Origin of the sequence: Tatumella morbirosei (genome assembly GCF_000757425.2) — a bacterium.
GTDB lineage: Bacteria > Pseudomonadota > Gammaproteobacteria > Enterobacterales > Enterobacteriaceae > Tatumella > Tatumella morbirosei.
The window spans coordinates 1-17,422 of sequence record NZ_JPKR02000005.1 but is presented as its reverse complement, the minus strand read 5'-3'; the positions used below and the strand labels follow the sequence as shown (position 1 = coordinate 17,422).

The 17,422-nt window shown below is 51.1% G+C and carries 18 protein-coding genes and 1 pseudogene; 17 read left to right on the top strand and 2 right to left on the bottom strand.

What is annotated here, in order from left to right:
* The first annotated feature begins 10 nt into the window (after positions 1-10).
* From tsaE to rlmB, 13 genes and pseudogenes are all read left to right on the top strand, one after another.
* Complete coding sequence (gene tsaE / locus HA49_RS15605; protein ID WP_038023542.1) at positions 11-487, top strand: tRNA (adenosine(37)-N6)-threonylcarbamoyltransferase complex ATPase subunit type 1 TsaE; 477 nt, start codon at positions 11-13, stop codon at positions 485-487.
* A complete protein-coding gene (gene amiB / locus HA49_RS15600; protein WP_084706442.1) occupies positions 484-2,073 on the top strand; it encodes an N-acetylmuramoyl-L-alanine amidase AmiB in 1,590 nt (529 codons plus the stop codon). Before tsaE ends, amiB begins: the two co-directional genes overlap by 4 nt.
* Before the next feature lie 51 nt (positions 2,074-2,124).
* Positions 2,125-4,002: a DNA mismatch repair endonuclease MutL gene (gene mutL / locus HA49_RS15595; RefSeq protein ID WP_038023540.1), complete on the top strand. Its 1,878-nt coding sequence runs from the start codon at positions 2,125-2,127 to the stop codon at positions 4,000-4,002.
* Positions 3,995-4,945: a tRNA (adenosine(37)-N6)-dimethylallyltransferase MiaA gene (miaA, locus tag HA49_RS15590; RefSeq protein ID WP_038023539.1), complete on the top strand. Its 951-nt coding sequence runs from the start codon at positions 3,995-3,997 to the stop codon at positions 4,943-4,945. Before mutL ends, miaA begins: the two co-directional genes overlap by 8 nt.
* 99 nt (positions 4,946-5,044) lie before the next feature.
* Positions 5,045-5,344: an RNA chaperone Hfq gene (gene hfq, locus HA49_RS15585; RefSeq protein WP_038023537.1), complete on the top strand. Its 300-nt coding sequence runs from the start codon at positions 5,045-5,047 to the stop codon at positions 5,342-5,344.
* Positions 5,345-5,421: 77 nt separating this feature from the next.
* A complete protein-coding gene (gene hflX, locus HA49_RS15580) occupies positions 5,422-6,702 on the top strand; it encodes a ribosome rescue GTPase HflX (protein ID WP_038023534.1) in 1,281 nt (426 codons plus the stop codon).
* Positions 6,703-6,793: 91 nt separating this feature from the next.
* A complete protein-coding gene (hflK, locus tag HA49_RS15575; protein ID WP_038023531.1) occupies positions 6,794-8,032 on the top strand; it encodes an FtsH protease activity modulator HflK in 1,239 nt (412 codons plus the stop codon).
* On the top strand, positions 8,032-9,036 hold the full coding sequence (hflC, locus tag HA49_RS15570; RefSeq protein ID WP_038023528.1) for a protease modulator HflC: 1,005 nt from the start codon (positions 8,032-8,034) through the stop codon (positions 9,034-9,036). Before hflK ends, hflC begins: the two co-directional genes overlap by 1 nt.
* Positions 9,037-9,093: 57 nt before the next feature.
* Positions 9,094-9,282: a DUF2065 domain-containing protein gene (locus tag HA49_RS15565; protein ID WP_038023527.1), complete on the top strand. Its 189-nt coding sequence runs from the start codon at positions 9,094-9,096 to the stop codon at positions 9,280-9,282.
* A gap of 148 nt (positions 9,283-9,430) precedes the next feature.
* A complete protein-coding gene (locus HA49_RS15560; protein WP_038023524.1) occupies positions 9,431-10,729 on the top strand; it encodes an adenylosuccinate synthase in 1,299 nt (432 codons plus the stop codon).
* A gap of 193 nt (positions 10,730-10,922) precedes the next feature.
* Complete coding sequence (nsrR, locus tag HA49_RS15555; RefSeq protein ID WP_038023521.1) at positions 10,923-11,366, top strand: nitric oxide-sensing transcriptional repressor NsrR; 444 nt, start codon at positions 10,923-10,925, stop codon at positions 11,364-11,366.
* 14 nt (positions 11,367-11,380) lie between these two features.
* Positions 11,381-13,883 (top strand): annotated as a pseudogene (gene rnr / locus HA49_RS15550) (ribonuclease R).
* A 75-nt stretch (positions 13,884-13,958) separates the two neighbouring features.
* Positions 13,959-14,696, top strand: a complete 738-nt coding sequence (gene rlmB / locus HA49_RS15545; protein WP_038023517.1) for a 23S rRNA (guanosine(2251)-2'-O)-methyltransferase RlmB — start codon at positions 13,959-13,961, stop codon at positions 14,694-14,696.
* Here the strand turns inward: rlmB and bsmA are convergent, their stop codons facing one another.
* Both bsmA and HA49_RS15535 read right to left on the bottom strand, forming a co-directional pair.
* On the bottom strand, positions 14,697-15,047 hold the full coding sequence (bsmA, locus tag HA49_RS15540; RefSeq protein WP_038023888.1) for a biofilm peroxide resistance protein BsmA: 351 nt from the start codon (positions 15,045-15,047) through the stop codon (positions 14,697-14,699).
* A gap of 104 nt (positions 15,048-15,151) precedes the next feature.
* Entirely contained in the window at positions 15,152-15,619 is a 468-nt protein-coding gene (locus HA49_RS15535) for an Ivy family c-type lysozyme inhibitor (protein WP_245610220.1), read from the bottom strand.
* 334 nt (positions 15,620-15,953) lie between these two features.
* Here HA49_RS15535 and rpsF point away from each other — a divergent pair, with 334 nt between their 5' ends.
* Genes rpsF through rplI form a run of 4 tightly spaced genes read left to right on the top strand, consistent with a single transcriptional unit; the run spans position 15,954 to position 17,397 of the window.
* Complete coding sequence (gene rpsF / locus HA49_RS15530) at positions 15,954-16,349, top strand: 30S ribosomal protein S6 (RefSeq protein WP_038023514.1); 396 nt, start codon at positions 15,954-15,956, stop codon at positions 16,347-16,349.
* 3 nt (positions 16,350-16,352) lie between these two features.
* Positions 16,353-16,673: a primosomal replication protein N gene (gene priB, locus HA49_RS15525; protein WP_038023512.1), complete on the top strand. Its 321-nt coding sequence runs from the start codon at positions 16,353-16,355 to the stop codon at positions 16,671-16,673.
* 4 nt (positions 16,674-16,677) lie between these two features.
* Complete coding sequence (gene rpsR / locus HA49_RS15520; protein WP_000135199.1) at positions 16,678-16,905, top strand: 30S ribosomal protein S18; 228 nt, start codon at positions 16,678-16,680, stop codon at positions 16,903-16,905.
* A 39-nt stretch (positions 16,906-16,944) separates the two neighbouring features.
* Entirely contained in the window at positions 16,945-17,397 is a 453-nt protein-coding gene (gene rplI / locus HA49_RS15515; RefSeq protein WP_038023510.1) for a 50S ribosomal protein L9, read from the top strand.
* Positions 17,398-17,422: the final 25 nt, after the last annotated feature.

Below are 17,422 nucleotides of genomic sequence, written 5' to 3'. Positions count from 1 at the left end.
AAAACAAATAATGAATACCACTGTCATCTCTTTACCTGAAGAATCTGCAACGCTCGCTTTAGGCGCTGCTCTGGCTCAGGTTTGTCATCAGGCAACCGTCATTTATCTGCACGGCTCTCTTGGCGCCGGAAAAACCACTTTCAGCCGGGGTTTTATTCAGGCACTTGGTCACCGGGGAAATGTGAAAAGCCCGACTTATACTCTGGTAGAACCTTATGTGATTGATGAACGGGCAATTTATCATTTTGATTTATATCGTCTGGCAGATCCTGAAGAACTCGAATTTATGGGCGTCCGCGACTATTTTGGCGGGGACGCTGTTTGTCTGGTGGAATGGCCGCAGCAGGGGCAGGGCTTTCTTCCTGAGCCAGATTTAATCGTAACGATGAGCTATGACGGCGATGCCCGCCAGGCAGAGATTACTGCGGGAAATACGTATGGTCAGACGCTAATGGATAAGCTCACTACAGACGGGAAAAACGCATGACATGGAAGTGCCGATGCTGGTATGGATTAACACTGTTACTTTTACTGTTACCAGGGCTGGCGTCTGCGGCTTCCCTGTCTGATATCAAGGTAGATAACGGTCAGTCACTGACGACTGTGACGCTTAATTTTAACGGTAAACCAGGCTATACGTGGTTTCCTCTGCATAATCCGGAACGGATCGTTCTGGATATTCGCCAGGCAGGGACGATGAACGGGTTGCCGCTCAACTTCAGTGGCCAGAATCTCGTCAAACGAATTCGTACCAGCCGGCCGGTAAATAAGCAAAGTTTTCGCCTGGTGTTTGAACTGGCAACGCCAGCCAGCAATGTGGTGCGCGTGGCACAAAAAGGCAATCTGTATCAGGTCATATTTTCACTGCGTGGCAAGGGCGCAGTTACCCCCCCGGCAGCGACAGTTTCTGCTAACCCACCCGTCAATACCGCTACTCAGGTTGCCGCGCCTACCCCGGTAAGCCGCGTAGCCACAAGCGATCGGGTGATTGTGGCTATTGATGCCGGACATGGTGGTCAGGACCCCGGGGCTATTGGGCAAAATGGTCTGAAAGAGAAGAACGTTACCATCTCTATTGCCCGTAAATTACAGAAATTGCTTAATGCTAATCGGATGTTTAAAGCCGTCATGACTCGTACAGGCGATTACTATGTCTCGGTGATGGGACGGTCTGAGGTGGCTCGTAAGGAGAATGCTAATCTGTTGGTCTCTATTCATGCCGATTCAGCACCCAGCCACAGCGCGACCGGAGCTTCGGTGTGGGTACTCTCTAACCGGCGGGCGAATTCTGAGATGGCCCGCTGGCTGGAAAAAACCGAGAATCAGTCTGAACTACTGGGGGGGGCAGGGGATTTACTGGCCAATAATCAGTCAGATCCCTATTTCAGCCAGGCCGTGTTGGATCTGCAGTTTGGTCATTCCCAACGAGTGGGATATGACGTTGCGGTTAAAGTTATCCAGCAACTGCGGGCAGTGACGCCGATGCATAAACGGTTACCGGAACATGCCAGCCTGGGGGTTTTACGTTCGCCGGATATCCCTTCATTGCTGGTAGAGACCGGATTTATCAGTAATCGTAATGAGGAACGGCTGCTGGGGAGCAATGCCTACCAGGATAAAATAGCGAAAGCGATTTATCACGGACTGTATAACTATTTTAAAGCTCACCCTATGCAAAATATTCCGGGGAAAGAGAATAAAGCTCTGCCGGTCACCCGGGCACAGCCCGCCAGTAGTGCTTCACTCCGGATCCATGTGGTACAGCGTGGTGAAACCTTATCAGGGATTGCACAACGTTATGGTGTCAGCGTTGGTGAGCTGACAGAACTGAACAAACTGAAGAAACCTGGTGTCTGGGTAGGGCAGCGGTTGAAAGTCATGGCTGGTGCTAAAACTGTTCCGGGCACGGGAGTGCGCAAACCTGCGGTGGTCAAACATAAAGTGGTACGGGGGGATACACTAAGCAGTATTGCCTCGCGCTATGGTGTGAGTAGCAAAACCATTATGCAGCAAAACCATATGCGCTCAGAAAATGTCATGCTGGGCCAGACACTGACTATTTCGCAGCCTTAAATGTTCCGGTAACGGCAGGTTGTCCGGACGCTTTTTTTGTGAGGAACGGCGATGGCAATACAAATATTACCGCCGCAACTGGCTAACCAGATAGCTGCCGGTGAGGTGGTTGAACGCCCGGCATCGGTGGTTAAAGAGCTGGTGGAAAATAGTCTGGATGCAGGCGCGACAAAAATTGAAATTGATATTGAAAAAGGTGGCGCAAAGCGGATTTCCATTCGGGATAATGGCGCGGGGATTGCCAAAGATGAACTGACGATGGCACTGGCACGTCATGCTACCAGCAAAATCACCAGTCTGGATGATCTTGAAGCCATCATGAGTCTGGGATTTCGCGGTGAAGCACTGGCCAGTATCAGTTCGGTGTCAAGACTGACACTCACCTCACGTACCGCTGAGCAGAGTGGCGCCTGGCAGGCTTATGCCGAAGGCCGGGACATGGCAGTCACACTGAAGCCCGCAGCACACCCGTGTGGGACTACGCTCGAAGTGTTGGATCTGTTTTATAACACCCCGGCCCGGCGGAAATTTCTGCGTACCGAAAAAACCGAATTTGCCCACATTGATGAAATCATTCGCCGGATTGCGTTGGTTCGTTTTGATGTGGAGTTAATGCTAAGCCATAACGGTAAAACGGTCAGACATTACCGGATTGCGACCGACCAACGACAACGGGAACGTCGTTTAGCGGCCATTTGTGGTTCGGCTTTTCTGGAGCATGCACTGCATCTTGAATGGCAACACGATGCACTAAACCTGACCGGTTGGGTAGCAGACCCCGCAGGGGCCAGGCAAGTCACTGACCTGCAATATTGTTACGTGAATGGCCGCATGATGCGGGATAAGCTTATTAATCATGCCATCCGTCAGGCCTATCAGGATAAACTTGGAGAAGATCAACAGCCTGCCTATGTCCTGTATTTGCAGATTGATCCGCATCAGGTGGATGTGAATGTGCATCCGGCCAAACATGAAGTCCGCTTTCATCAATCCCGGCTGGTCCATGATTTTATCTATCAGGGGGTATTGAGTGCACTGCAAAGTGCAGCGCAGGTGTTGCCCGATGAACCCTCCGCCCCTGAGGAGGGAGGGATGTATGCCCCGGCCAACCGAAGTGCTGCCGGAAGTAACCGGTTTTCATTGCCTTCGGCGACAGTACCTTCAGCCACTGAATCAAGGCCATTGTCATCTGCAGTACCACGCTCCGGAGATGTGACAGGGAACCGAAATGCTTCCGGTGCTGTTCCGGCGTCCGCTTTCACTACACCGGGATATCAGGCTAAACAGGGTGCACTGTATCAGCAGATGTTGAGCACGGCCTCCCGGACACAATCCGCCGTCAGGGAACCAGATCCGCCACCTCTGACATCTCACCAGCAAAGTTTTGGCCGGGTGTTAAGTGTGCTCAGGCAGTCGTATGCGTTGACAGAAGGGCCTGGCGGACTGAGTGTCATTTCGCTAAGTGTGGCCGCACGTTGGCTGGTCAGAGCTCAGTTACAACCTGTTGACGGAGCGTTACGTTCGCAACCATTACTGATTCCGGTACGATTGAAAGCAGAAAAACAGGAACGTCACTGTTTAGCGCGTCATGCCGAAAGTTTGCAGGCTCTTGGGCTGGATTTTGCGGTGGAGGCTCAGCATGTCACTTTGCGTGGGGTGCCTTTACCATTGCGCACACAAAATTTACAAATCTTGATTCCTGAACTGTTAGGCTATCTTTCCCTGCAGGCAGAAAGCAGTGCAGATCACCTCGCACAATGGCTGGCCTTACGTTGCCATACTGCGCATCCCGAATGGAATCACACCCAGGCGATTGCTCTGTTGGCTGAGCTGGAACGCCTGACACCCGCGTTGGTGTCAGCTCCTCCTGCCGGATTATTACAGGCAGTGAATTTAGATAATATCTTTGAAGCGTTGGAACATGAGTAATATAAACCTGGCTGACCGGCCGAAGGCGATATTTTTGATGGGGCCTACCGCCTCGGGTAAGACAGCACAAGCGATTGCGTTACGTCAGAAATTACCGGTCGAGATCATCAGTGTCGATTCTGCGTTGATTTACAAAGGTATGGATATTGGTACGGCAAAGCCTTCGGCAGAGGAGCTGGCGCAGGCACCTCACCGGTTGCTGGATATCCGTGATCCAAATGAGGCTTATTCGGCTGCGGACTTTTGCCGTGATGCGCTGAAAGAGATGGATGAGATTGTACAGCAGGGGCGTATTCCGTTGCTTGTCGGCGGGACTATGCTGTACTTCAAAGCGCTGCTTGAGGGATTGTCGCCGTTACCGGCGGCGAACCCCAAAGTCCGTCAGCATATTGAAGAAAGAGCCAGAAACGAAGGCTGGGAGTCACTATATCGTGACCTATGCCAGATTGATCCGCAATCGGGAATGCGTATTCATCCGAATGATCCACAGAGACTCTCGCGGGCACTGGAAGTTTTTTTTATTTCAGGTAAAACTTTAACAGAGCTGACACAAGTTTCCGGAGAAGCGCTGCCTTACGATGTCATACAATTTGCTATTGCACCTGTGACACGCGAATTGTTACATCAGCGTATTGAGTTGCGGTTTCGACAGATGCTGGCGTCAGGATTTGAGACTGAGGTGCGGGAATTATTCGCGCGAGGTGATCTGCATACCGATATGCCTTCAATTCGTTGCGTAGGTTATCGCCAAATGTGGTCTTATTTATCGGGTGAAACCGATTACGATGAGATGGTTTTTCGCGGAATTGTGGCGACCCGCCAGCTGGCAAAACGACAGATGACATGGTTGCGCGGCTGGCAAAATGTTCACTGGCTTGACAGTGAACAGCCCTTATTAGCACAAGATGCGATTATGCAGGTAGTTAGTGCTAACATTCGGTGAATGTGTACAATTGATTGGTTACCGTGCGCAAAATTTTTCGCAATTTTTACACTGTTGGTTCTGCAATAATAAACAACAAGCATATAAGGAAAAGATAGAATGGCTAAAGGGCAATCATTACAAGACCCGTTTTTAAACGCATTGCGTCGCGAACGTGTACCGGTTTCAATTTATCTGGTGAATGGCATTAAATTGCAAGGTCAGATTGAGTCATTTGATCAGTTTGTCATTCTGTTAAAAAACACCGTGAGCCAGATGGTTTACAAGCACGCAATTTCGACGGTAGTTCCTTCCCGTCCGGTCTCCCATCATACTAATGCACCGGCAGGTAGCAGTAACTATCATAACAACGGGTCAGCACCGGCTCAGTCACAACAAGACGGTGACAACGCAGAGTAATTAGTAATCCGCAATGCCAGGGTCGGTGACGAGTGTGTTGTCCCCCACCCTGGTCTTTTTTTAAGAGAGGTTGTCGCTTGTTTGAGCGTTATGATGCCGGCGAGCAGGCCGTACTGGTCCATATCTGGTTTACACAGGACCGGGATGTTGAAGATTTACAGGAATTCGAAACACTTGTCTCTTCAGCAGGTGTTGAATCACTCCAGGTAGTGACCGGAAGCCGTAAAGCCCCCCATCCCAAATATTTCGTTGGTGAAGGCAAAGCACAAGAAATTGCTGATGTGGTGAAGGCAACAGGGGCCTCAGTGGTCCTGTTTGATCATGCGTTATCACCTGCCCAGGAACGAAATCTTGAAAGTTTATGTCAATGCCGGGTGGTTGATCGCACCGGGCTGATTCTGGATATTTTTGCACAACGAGCGCGTACTCATGAAGGTAAACTCCAGGTTGAGTTAGCCCAGTTGCGCCATCTGGCGACCCGACTGGTCAGAGGCTGGACTCACCTTGAGCGTCAGAAAGGCGGAATAGGCTTACGTGGGCCCGGTGAAACACAGCTGGAAACTGACCGTCGATTGCTGCGTAACCGTATCAGCCTGATATTATCGCGGTTATCAAGGGTTGAAAAACAGCGTGAACAAGGACGACAGGCCAGGGCGAAAGCCGATGTTCCCACGGTTTCGCTGGTGGGGTATACCAATGCCGGAAAATCGACCCTGTTTAATACCGTCACCGCCGCCGATGTTTATGCTGCGGATCAGTTATTTGCTACTCTGGATCCGACTCTGCGTCGGCTACAGATTACGGATGTCGGAGAAGTTGTTCTGGCGGATACGGTCGGTTTTATTCGCCATCTGCCTCATGATTTAGTCGCGGCTTTTAAAGCGACATTGCAGGAAACCCGACAGGCGTCATTACTGATGCATGTGATAGATGCTGCAGATTTGCGGGTGAACGAAAATATTGATGCGGTGAATGAGGTACTGGCTGAAATTGAAGCCGATGAAATTCCAACATTATTGATTATGAATAAAATCGATATGCTGGAAGATTTCGAGCCGCGTATTGATCGTAATGAAGAAAATATGCCCGTCCGTGTCTGGTTATCTGCACAGACCGGGGCCGGGGTACCCTTGCTGTGGCAGGCACTGTCTGAACGTCTGGCCGGGGAAATTGCCAGTTATGAGCTACGTCTGCCGCCGGGGGCGGGGAAATTACGCAGCCGTTTTTATCAGTTGCAGGCGATAGAAAGAGAGTGGAACGAAGAAGATGGCAGCACCGGAATGCAAATCCGGATGCCTATTGTTGACTGGCGGAGAATGTGTAAACAGGAACCTTCAGTAATTGATTATATTGTCTGATTTTTATTAATACCTTAACTCGTATCGCAGCATCAGATACCACCGCACATACGTTAAATTATCACCGCACTACTATAAATGGAGTATAAGCATGGCGTGGAATCAGCCCGGTAATAACGGACAGGACCGCGACCCCTGGGGAAGCAGCAATAATAAAGGCGGCAATTCCGGGGATAATCGTGGGGGTCGCGATCAGGGACCTCCTGATTTGGATGATATTTTCCGCAAGCTCAGCAGTAAGCTGGGCAGATTCGGTGGCGGAAAATCTGACGGACAGGGTCAGCACGGCGGAAAAATTGCCGCAGTTGTGGTGGCCGTTGCGGTGGTGGTCTGGGCCGCCAGTGGTTTTTACACTATCGGTGAAGCAGAGCGGGGGGTTGTTACCCGTTTTGGTCAGTACAGTCACCTGGTGGAGCCAGGGTTGAACTGGAAGCCAACCTTTATCGATAAGGTCCGTGCGGTGAATGTGGAAGCCGTGCGTGAACTGGCCACTTCCGGGGTGATGCTGACTTCGGATGAAAACGTCGTGCGCGTGGAAATGAACGTCCAGTACCGTGTCACTGATCCTGAACGTTATTTGTATTCTGTCACCGATGCAGACGACAGCCTGCGTCAGGCGACTGACAGTGCATTACGTGGGGTGATTGGCCGCTCGACCATGGACAGGGTACTGACGGAAGGGCGGACTGTCGTGCGCAGTGAAACTCAGCGAGAGATCGAGGAGACAATTCGTCCTTACAATATGGGGATTAGCGTACTGGATGTGAACTTCCAGGCGGCTCGTCCGCCAGAAGAAGTTAAAGCCGCTTTTGATGATGCTATTGCGGCGCGTGAAAACCGTGAACAGTATGTCCGCGAAGCCGAAGCTTACGCCAACGAAGTTCAGCCAAGAGCCAACGGCCAGGCGCAGCGTATTCTGGAAGAAGCCAGGGCGTATAAAGAACGGACAGTGCTGGAAGCACAGGGGGAAGTTGCCCGCTTTGCCGAAATTTTACCGGAATACAAAGCTGCTCCGCAGATTACTAAAGAGCGTCTGTATCTGGACACGATGGAACGGGTGATGTCGCATACCCGTAAGGTCATCGTGAGTGATAAAAGCAATAACCTGATGGTATTGCCACTCGACCAGTTGCTGAAAGGTGGCGCCGCAGCGGCCGCGACATCGGGTAAGACCGCGACGCCGGTGACCCCGTTGAAGCCCTCATCTTACACATCTTCTGATGTCAGCATGCGCCAGAGCAGTTCTGGTTATTCACCGGAAAGTGTCCTGGACCAGCGCAGAGCAAATGCGCTTCGCAATGATGGCCAGCGTGATGGAGGAGATGAGTAATGCGTAATTCTGTAATTGTAGCGATCGTTGTCGTGCTGGTGTTGTTATTCACCTCTATGTTTGTGGTCCCGGAAGGGCAACGCGGTATTGTGGTGCGCTTTGGTAAGGTACTGCGGGACAACGAAAATAAACCACTGGTCTATACCCCGGGACTGCATTTTAAAATGCCTTTCTTTGAGACGGTTAAGACACTGGATGCCCGGATTCAGACCATGGATAACCAGGCCGACCGGTTTGTGACGAAAGAGAAAAAAGACCTGATTGTCGATTCCTACATTAAGTGGCGGATTAGCGATTTCAGTCGTTACTATCTGGCGACCGGTGGCGGTGATATCTCCCAGGCCGAGTTGCTGCTGAAACGTAAGTTCAGTGACCGTCTGCGCTCCGAGATTGGCCGGTTGGATGTGCGGGATATCGTCACTGATTCCCGCGGGCGGCTGACCACGGATGTGCGCGATGCACTTAACACCGGCAGCGCTGGTAATGATGATGACGTGCAGACTCCGGCGGCTGATGATGCGATAGCCAGTGCAGCGGCAAGGGTAGAGCAGGAGACTCAGGGAAAAGTGGCTGCCGTAAACCCTAACAGTATGGCCGCTCTGGGAATCGATGTAGTCGATGTGCGGATTAAACAGATCAATCTGCCGGCGGAAGTGTCGGACGCTATCTACAACCGTATGCGTGCAGAGCGTGAATCGGTCGCCCGTAGTCAGCGTTCACAAGGTCAGGAAGAAGCGGAAAAACTGCGTGCTCAGGCGGACTACCAGGTCACCACGACTCTGGCAGAAGCACAACGTCAGGCACTGATTATTCGCGGTGAAGGTGATGCTCAGGCAGCGAAACTGTTTGCCGATGCCTTTGGCAAAGATCCGGATTTCTATTCTTTTGTCAGAAGTCTGACTGCGTATGAAAACAGCTTTAAAGGGAATCAGGACGTGATGGTTATGAGCCCTGATAACGATTTCCTGCGCTTTATGAAACCACCGGCGGCAGCGGCACATTAATCAGCGATTAATCATGGCAGGCCGGCGTTAGTCGGCCTTTTTTATGGAATATCAGGAATGAATACAACAGTCTGGATGGCGTTAGCACTGGTATTAGTGCTGGAAGGCCTGGGGCCGATGCTCTATCCCGGGGCATGGCGAAAATTTATCGCGGCTATGACTAAACTCCCGGACACCATGCTGCGACGGTTTGGCGGCGGTCTGGTGGTCGCGGGTATTGTTATTTATTACATGGTGACCCGGTAAACTTTTTTCGAAACAGACCGGCCTGACTGAGTTTTGTGCTGCCGGGCAAAAACCGGGCAAAAAAAGTGCGCAATCGTATGCTAAAAATGCTGAAAGAGCGGTTTTCAGATGGTAGAATCCTTTTTTAAGCAATCGGTGGTTTTGGAAAATGGGTAAGAACGTCGTCGTACTTGGCACCCAATGGGGTGACGAAGGCAAAGGTAAAATCGTAGATCTTCTGACTGAACGTGCGAAATATGTTGTTCGCTATCAGGGTGGCCACAATGCCGGTCACACACTTGTCATCAACGGTGAAAAAACCGTCCTCCACTTAATTCCATCAGGTATTCTGCGTGAAAACGTCACCAGTATTATTGGTAACGGCGTAGTGTTGTCACCTGAAGCTCTGATGAAAGAGATGAAAGGCCTGGAAGATCGCGGGATACCGGTACGCGAACGTCTGCTGTTATCTGAAGCCTGCCCGTTAATTCTGCAATACCATGTTGCGATGGACCTGGCTCGTGAAAAGGCGCGTGGGGATAAAGCCATTGGCACCACCGGACGTGGTATTGGTCCTGCTTATGAAGATAAAGTTGCCCGTCGTGGTCTGCGTGTTGGCGATCTGTTCGATAAAGAAACTTTCGCCACCAAGCTGAAAGAGATTGTTGAGTATTACAATTTCCAGCTGGTGAATTACTACAAAGCGGAAGCGGTTGATTATCAGACTGTCCTGAATGATGTGCTGGCGATTGCGGATATCCTGACCGGTATGGTGGTAGATGTTTCTGAACTGCTGGATAATGCGCGTAAACGCGGTGATTTGGTGATGTTCGAAGGCGCTCAAGGGACCCTGCTGGATATCGACCACGGTACTTACCCGTATGTTACTTCTTCTAATACTACCGCGGGTGGCGTGGCGACCGGTTCAGGCCTGGGTCCACGTTATGTTGACTATGTACTGGGTATCGTGAAAGCGTACTCTACCCGTGTGGGTGCAGGTCCGTTCCCGACAGAACTGTTTGATGACATCGGTGAGTTCCTGGGTCAAAAAGGTAACGAATTTGGTGCAACTACTGGCCGCCGCCGCCGTACCGGCTGGCTGGATGCGGTTGCGGTACGCCGTGCAGTGCAAATCAACTCTCTGTCTGGTTTCTGTCTGACCAAGCTGGATGTGCTGGATGGCCTGGAAACCGTGAAAATTTGTGTCGGTTACCGTATGCCGGATGGCCGTGAAGTCACGACAACGCCACTGGCTGCTGAACGCTGGGAAGGTATTGAACCCATTTATGAGACCATGCCTGGCTGGAGTGAAAGTACTTTTGGTGTGAAAACACCGGAAGGTCTGCCGAAAGCAGCACATGATTATATCCGCCGTATTGAAGAACTGACTGGCGTTCCGGTTGATATTATTTCAACCGGTCCTGACCGCAGTGAAACTATGATTTTGCGCGACCCGTTTGATGCATAATCATACTCAGGCCGGAATATTTCCGGCCTTTGTCTTTCCTGCCAGCATTTTCCTTTTCTCCCCGTTTGCTGACCTGGTTCTCTGGTTTTTTAAATAATTCTCCGTAACCCCGCGCTCTGGTTTATTATCAGTAGACAGAGGTTTTTTCTTAATCACTACACAGTTTTTGTCCGGCAGAAACGACGAGGAAACAGTGCAGCTCACCAGCTTTACAGATTATGGCCTACGGGCACTCATCTTTATGGCGGCGTTACCGGAACACCGGATGACCAGTATCACTGAGGTGACGGATGTCTATGGTGTTTCGCGGCACCATATGGTTAAAATTATTAATCAGTTAAGTCGTGAAGGCTTTGTCCGTGCCAGCAGGGGCAAAAATGGTGGGATCCGCCTTGGAATGCCAGCAGAGGCGATTAATCTTGGTGATGTGGTGCGGAAACTGGAACCTTTGCAACTGGTGAATTGTGAGGAGTGTGCTATTACCCCGGCTTGCCGCCTGAAAGCAGCGTTAAATAGTGCAATGGAACAATTTCTGAGCGAACTGGATAACTATACGCTGGCGGATATCGTTCGAAATAACGACAATTTATATAAGATTCTTATCACGGATGCCGCTGTGGTAAATACACATTCATGACATTGGAGGAACCTATGTCAAAAGATCCTTTTCAGCAACGGGAAGCGGAGAAATATGAAAATCCGATCCCTAGCAGGGAATTTATTCTTGCCCATTTAGATAAAAGGGAAAAACCTGCCAGCCGCGAAGAGCTGGCCCGCGAACTGGATATCAGTGGCGAAGAGCAGACAGAAGCTCTGCGTCGCCGTCTGAGAGCCATGGAACGTGACGGACAGTTGGTCTTTACCCGCCGTCAGTGCTATGCCTTACCGGAGCGTCTGGACCTGTTACGTGGCAAAGTTATTGGCCACCGTGATGGTTACGGTTTTCTGCGGATAGAAAATTCCAAAGACGACCTCTATTTATCGGCCGAACAGATGAAATTCTGTATGCACGGCGACGTTATCCTGGCTCAGCCGGGAGGCGCTGACCGTAAAGGCCGCCGTGAAGCACGGGTCGTACGGGTGCTTGAACCCCGTAACAGCCAGATTGTCGGGCGTTATTTTGTCGATGCCGGCGCTGGTTTTGTGGTGCCGGATGACAGCCGTCTGAGTTTCGATATTCTGATTGAACCGGAGTTTACCCTCAATGCCCGGATGGGGGCGGTGGTCGTGGTGGAGCTGGAGAAACGTCCGACCCGCCGTACCAAAGCTATCGGTCGGGTAATCGAGATTCTTGGCGATACCATGGGCACCAGTCTGGCTGTGGATATGGCACTGCGGACCCATGAAATTCCTCATAGTTGGCCGGAAGCTGTTGAACAGCAAATGTCTGCCATGAGTGAGCAGGTCCCGGAAAAAGCCAAAGCCGGTCGTGTTGATCTGCGCAAGCTGCCTCTGGTCACCATCGACGGTGAAGATGCCCGTGATTTTGATGATGCCGTCTATTGCCAGAAAAAACGTGGTGGTGGTTGGCGGTTATGGGTGGCCATAGCCGATGTCAGCTATTATGTGCGCCCTGGTACTGAACTGGACAATGAAGCTCAGCTGCGCGGAACCTCGGTCTACTTCCCTTCGCAGGTCGTTCCAATGCTGCCGGAAGTACTGTCTAACGGTCTTTGTTCACTGAATCCACAGGTGGATCGCCTGTGTATGGTCTGCGAAATGACCATTTCTGCTTCAGGAAAACTCAGTGGCTATAAGCACTACGAAGCTGTCATGAATTCCCATGCCCGTCTGACCTATAACAAGGTGTGGAGCATTCTGCAGGGCCATCCGGAACTGCGGGAACAATATGCGCCCCTGGTTGGGGACCTGGAAGAATTACATCGTATGTATCAGGTGCTGGAAACTTCGCGGGCCGAACGCGGTGGCATTTCGTTTGAGACCGAAGAGGCGAAATTTATTTTTAATGCCGAGCGCAGGATTGAGCGGGTCGAACGTACAGCCCGTAATGATGCGCACAAGCTGATTGAAGAGTGCATGATTCTGGCCAATATTGCCTCGGCGAAATTTGTCGAAAAATATCAGGAACCGGCACTGTTCCGTGATCATGACCGTCCGTCTGATGACAGCATTAAAAGTTTTCGCACTGTGCTGAGCGAACTTGGACTCAGCCTGTCCGGCGGTACTAAGCCAGCACCTCTGGATTACTCAGAATTGCTCGAAAAAATTGCCGATCGGCCGGATGCCGAAATGCTTCAGACTATGCTACTGCGTTCCATGAAGCAGGCCGTTTATGATCCGGAAAACCGCGGCCATTTTGGCCTGGCCCTGACTTCTTACGCACATTTCACTTCACCTATCCGTCGTTATCCCGATTTGCTGCTGCACCGTGCGATTAAGTATTTACTGGCGAAAAATGCCGGTGAGCTTGAAGGGAATACGACCCCGACCGGGGGGTACCATTACGATCTGCAACAGATGCTACAACTGGGTCAGCACTGTTCTATGACTGAACGTCGTGCTGATGAAGCGACCCGTGATGTCGCTGACTGGCTGAAATGTGATTTTATGCAGGACCAGGTCGGTAATACCTTCAACGGTGTCATTTCCAGTGTCACCGGGTTTGGTTTCTTCGTACGGCTGGATGATCTGTTTATCGATGGTCTGGTGCATGTTTCGACGCTGGATAATGATTACTACCGGTTTGATGCGATTGGGCAGCGGCTGATCGGTGAGTCCGGTGCCCATACCTACCGGCTGGGCGATATTGTCGAAGTTCGGGTTGAAGCCGTGCATATGGATGAACGTAAGATAGACTTTGCGTTAGTCTCGAGCCAGCGTCAGCCCCGTGGGGCCGGTAAAACCGCCCGCGAAAAAGCGAAAAAAACGTCCTCCACCGGGGCTGCCGGTAAACGTCGTCGCGAAGTCCGTTCTGCGGCTAACTTCGAACCCGACAGTGCTTTCCGCACCGACAGTAAGAAACCGGCAAAAAAGCGCGGTTACAAAAAAGAAAACCGCGCAAAACAGCAGTAATGTTGAGGCTCCGGTAAAGAAAGTCAAAAAAGTCTCGGAGAAAACACGTAAAATCGCCGCTGCCACTAAAGCGAAACGTGCAGCTAAAAAGGAAAAGTCGGCGGCTAAAAAAGCTGACTAACGGCCTTTATTCCAGGACATCTGTCGCTCCCCCGACAGATGTCTGTTATTCAACGTCCAACCATTGAACTGAGTTATGAGCGAAATTATTTTTGGTATTCATGCCGTCGAGGCCTTACTGGAGCGTGATCCCCAACGTTTTCAGGAAGTATTTATTCTGAAAGGACGCGATGATCGTCGTCTGCAGCCGTTGGTCACTGCACTGGAGGGGCAGGGTATTGTGGTGCAGGTGGCTACGCGTCAGTGGTTGGACAGCAAAGCCGAAGGGGCGGTACATCAGGGAATCATTGCCAATGTGAAGCCCGGCCGTCATTACCAGGAAGGGGATCTGCCCGATCTGCTGGAAAAAATCGAACAGCCATTCCTGCTGATTCTTGATGGCGTCACTGACCCGCATAACCTTGGTGCTTGTCTGCGGAGTGCTGATGCTGCCGGAGTTCACGCTGTGATAGTACCGAAAGATCGCTCCGCTTCACTGAATGCGACCGCCAAAAAGGTAGCCAGTGGCGCCGCAGAGTCTGTGCCATTGATTCGGGTTACCAATCTGGCGCGTACCATGCGTCTGCTTCAGGAGTATAACGTCTGGATTGTGGGGACTGCGGGTGAAGCAGACCACAACCTGTATCAAAGTAAAATGACCGGGCCGATGGCACTGGTGATGGGGGCAGAAGGCGATGGTATGCGCCGCCTGACCCGCGAGCATTGCGATGAACTGATCAGTATTCCTATGTCAGGCAGCGTATCGTCACTGAATGTGTCGGTCGCCACCGGCATTTGTCTGTTTGAAGCCGTGCGCCAGCGCCAGACTTCCTGATTAGCAGCCCCCGCCCGTTGTGCTCCCGGCACTGCGGGCTGCGGGGTGAGTACTGTAAAAGATTGCCTCACTATACCACCTGCCTGGTACTACCGTATCACTCACCATAATAATCCGATACCAGCGAACTCCGGCCTGATTAGCCATGGCATGAATTGTCCGTTCGGCATCATCCGGCGATCCGTAGACAGTGACGTGCACATTGGCTGTTTTACACAAATCCAGCGTCTGGGCCAGACTCAGTTCCTGGGCATAAGGCTTTAGCGGAGGACGTGGCACCGGCGTGGGGTTGACCAGAGCACAGCTACTCAGCAGTAGCGCAGAAAATATGAACAGTACACGTAGCGGCATTTTATCACTCACCCTGGCAGAACAAATGGCAGCAATCACCGTGTGGCTTGCGGTTATCCAGTGGCGGCCGCAGGAATCTGCTGCCGCACTGCGGAAAAGTGGGCTTAGTTTTGGTTGGAAAAATTAAAGTCATGCGGATGATTAGCCAGACTGCCGCTAATGGCTGCATAAAGTACGGTCTTACCATCTATTGAAAATTTATCACTGATATTTAACCATCGCAGTTGCTCTTTGTTATGTTTTTCATCATTACGCGACCATAATCCGCTCATGCTATTGTCTGCCGGTGAATAGATCAGGGCAAAACGTTCTGCGGCACAGTCATGGGGTTTGCAACTGTAGTAAACCTGGTAAGTGGTATTGTTGAGAGTCACTTCCTGCATCGGCGTTTCGACTCCTCCCTTCTTTATCCAGCCCGGTAAATGCTGTCCGGCAATCAGCTGTGAAAAGGCCCGGCGACCTTGCTGGCTATCGATAAGGGAACTGAGACCTGGCAGCGGTTGTGCAACAACGGGCAGGGCAGTCGCAGAGAGCAGTGCGACTGCACAGGCTTTACGGAATATCATATTCATCACTTACTCCTGTTTAGTCAGCAGCCATTTCTGAATTGCTGTGGGTGACCCGAAAATCATAGCACGTTGGCGCGTTTTTCACCTGCTGGCGTTGCTTATGGTGGCCTGCAGAGAGGCTAACGGAACTGCGTGCCCTGTAATGATGTGGCTTCAGCCGCTTGTTGTCAGCCAGTCACCTGTTTTCTGTCGTTAGACTGATTTATTTGCTTGAGTTTCACCCGCCCGGCCAGTATTATTACGCGTCAATTTTTCAGCCGCACTTAAAAACGTTCCTTGCTTCCATGGGCCGCGGCTGACCCTGACAGGAGGCTGAATAATCCGTAAGGAGCAACCGATGCGTCATTACGAAATCGTATTTATGGTCCATCCTGACCAGAGCGAGCAGGTTCCAGGTATGATCGAGCGTTACACTGGTGCTATCACCGGTGCTGAAGGCACGATCCACCGTCTGGAAGACTGGGGTCGCCGTCAGCTGGCTTACCCGATCAACAAACTGCATAAAGCACACTACGTTCTGCTGAACGTTGAAGCACCGCAGAGTGTTATCGATGAGCTGGAAACTAACTTCCGCTTCAACGACGCCGTTATCCGTAGCATGGTTATGCGCGTTAAAAACGCGGTAACTGAAGCGTCACCAATGGTTAAAGCAAAAGAAGAACGTCGTGATCGTCGTGAAGACTTTGCTAACGAAACCTCTGATGACTCAGATGCTGAGGATTCTGAAGAGTAATCCATGACGGCGGCTAATCATCTGCGCTTGTCCGGCACTGTCTGTGGCAATGTTGTCAGAAAGACCAGCCCCTCAGGAATTCCTCACTGTCAGTTCGTGCTTGAGCACCAGTCACTGCAGGAGGAAGCCGGATTATCCCGGCATGCACGGTGTCGTATCCCTGTCATTATCAGTGGTACTGAACATCTGCAGATTACTCAACATATAACGGTCGGCACGTCACTCATTCTTGACGGTTTCCTGCATTGCCATCAGGCAAAAACAGGACAAAGCAGAATAGTGTTACATGCCGAGCAGATTGAATTGATAGATTCTGGAGACTAGCCTAATGGCACGTTATTTCCGTCGTCGCAAGTTCTGCCGTTTCACCGCGGAAGGCGTTCAAGAGATCGATTATAAAGATATCGCAACGCTGAAAAACTACATCACTGAAAGTGGCAAAATTGTACCGAGCCGTATTACCGGTACTCGCGCAAAATACCAGCGTCAGCTGGCCCGTGCTATCAAGCGCGCGCGCTACCTGTCTCTGCTGCCGTACACTGATCGTCATCAGTAATCGGCCACTGTCCATTAACGACTTTGAGAGGATAAGGTAATGCAAGTTATTCTGCTTGATAAAGTAACAAACCTGGGTAACCTGGGTGATCAGGTTAACGTAAAATCGGGCTATGCTCGTAACTTCCTGGTTCCACAGGGTAAAGCTGTCCCTGCAACCAAAACCAACATCGAGTTTTTCGAAGCTCGTCGTGCTGAGCTGGAAGCTAAACAAGCTGAAACTCAGGCTGCTGCCAACGCCCGTGCAGAGAAAATCAATGCACTGGGTACTGTAACCATCAATTCTAAAGCCGGTGACGGTGGCAGACTGTTTGGTTCTATCGGCGCACGCGACATCGCTGACGCAGTGACTGCGGCTGGCGTTGAAGTTGCTAAAAGCGAAGTGCGTTTACCGGAAGGCGTTCTGCGCTCTGTCGGTGAATACGAAGTTAATTTCCAGGTTCACAGCGACGTTGTTGCTAAACTGGTGGTTAATGTCGTTGCTGCTGCTTAATTTGCAGCGCAACAAAAACGCGCTT

Bases quoted from the DNA above. Each gene is read 5' to 3' on its own strand.
- tsaE (WP_038023542.1), top strand. From the start codon at position 11: ATGAATACCACTGTCATCTCTTTACCTGAAGAATCTGCAACGCTCGCT.
- amiB (WP_084706442.1), top strand. From the start codon at position 484: ATGACATGGAAGTGCCGATGCTGGTATGGATTAACACTGTTACTTTTA.
- mutL (WP_038023540.1), top strand. From the start codon at position 2,125: ATGGCAATACAAATATTACCGCCGCAACTGGCTAACCAGATAGCTGCC.
- miaA (WP_038023539.1), top strand. From the start codon at position 3,995: ATGAGTAATATAAACCTGGCTGACCGGCCGAAGGCGATATTTTTGATG.
- hfq (WP_038023537.1), top strand. From the start codon at position 5,045: ATGGCTAAAGGGCAATCATTACAAGACCCGTTTTTAAACGCATTGCGT.
- hflK (WP_038023531.1), top strand. From the start codon at position 6,794: ATGGCGTGGAATCAGCCCGGTAATAACGGACAGGACCGCGACCCCTGG.
- hflC (WP_038023528.1), top strand. From the start codon at position 8,032: ATGCGTAATTCTGTAATTGTAGCGATCGTTGTCGTGCTGGTGTTGTTA.
- HA49_RS15565 (WP_038023527.1), top strand. From the start codon at position 9,094: ATGAATACAACAGTCTGGATGGCGTTAGCACTGGTATTAGTGCTGGAA.
- HA49_RS15560 (WP_038023524.1), top strand. From the start codon at position 9,431: ATGGGTAAGAACGTCGTCGTACTTGGCACCCAATGGGGTGACGAAGGC.
- rlmB (WP_038023517.1), top strand. From the start codon at position 13,959: ATGAGCGAAATTATTTTTGGTATTCATGCCGTCGAGGCCTTACTGGAG.
- bsmA (WP_038023888.1), bottom strand. From the start codon at position 15,047: ATGCCGCTACGTGTACTGTTCATATTTTCTGCGCTACTGCTGAGTAGC.
- HA49_RS15535 (WP_245610220.1), bottom strand. From the start codon at position 15,619: ATGAATATGATATTCCGTAAAGCCTGTGCAGTCGCACTGCTCTCTGCG.
- rpsF (WP_038023514.1), top strand. From the start codon at position 15,954: ATGCGTCATTACGAAATCGTATTTATGGTCCATCCTGACCAGAGCGAG.
- priB (WP_038023512.1), top strand. From the start codon at position 16,353: ATGACGGCGGCTAATCATCTGCGCTTGTCCGGCACTGTCTGTGGCAAT.
- rpsR (WP_000135199.1), top strand. From the start codon at position 16,678: ATGGCACGTTATTTCCGTCGTCGCAAGTTCTGCCGTTTCACCGCGGAA.
- rplI (WP_038023510.1), top strand. From the start codon at position 16,945: ATGCAAGTTATTCTGCTTGATAAAGTAACAAACCTGGGTAACCTGGGT.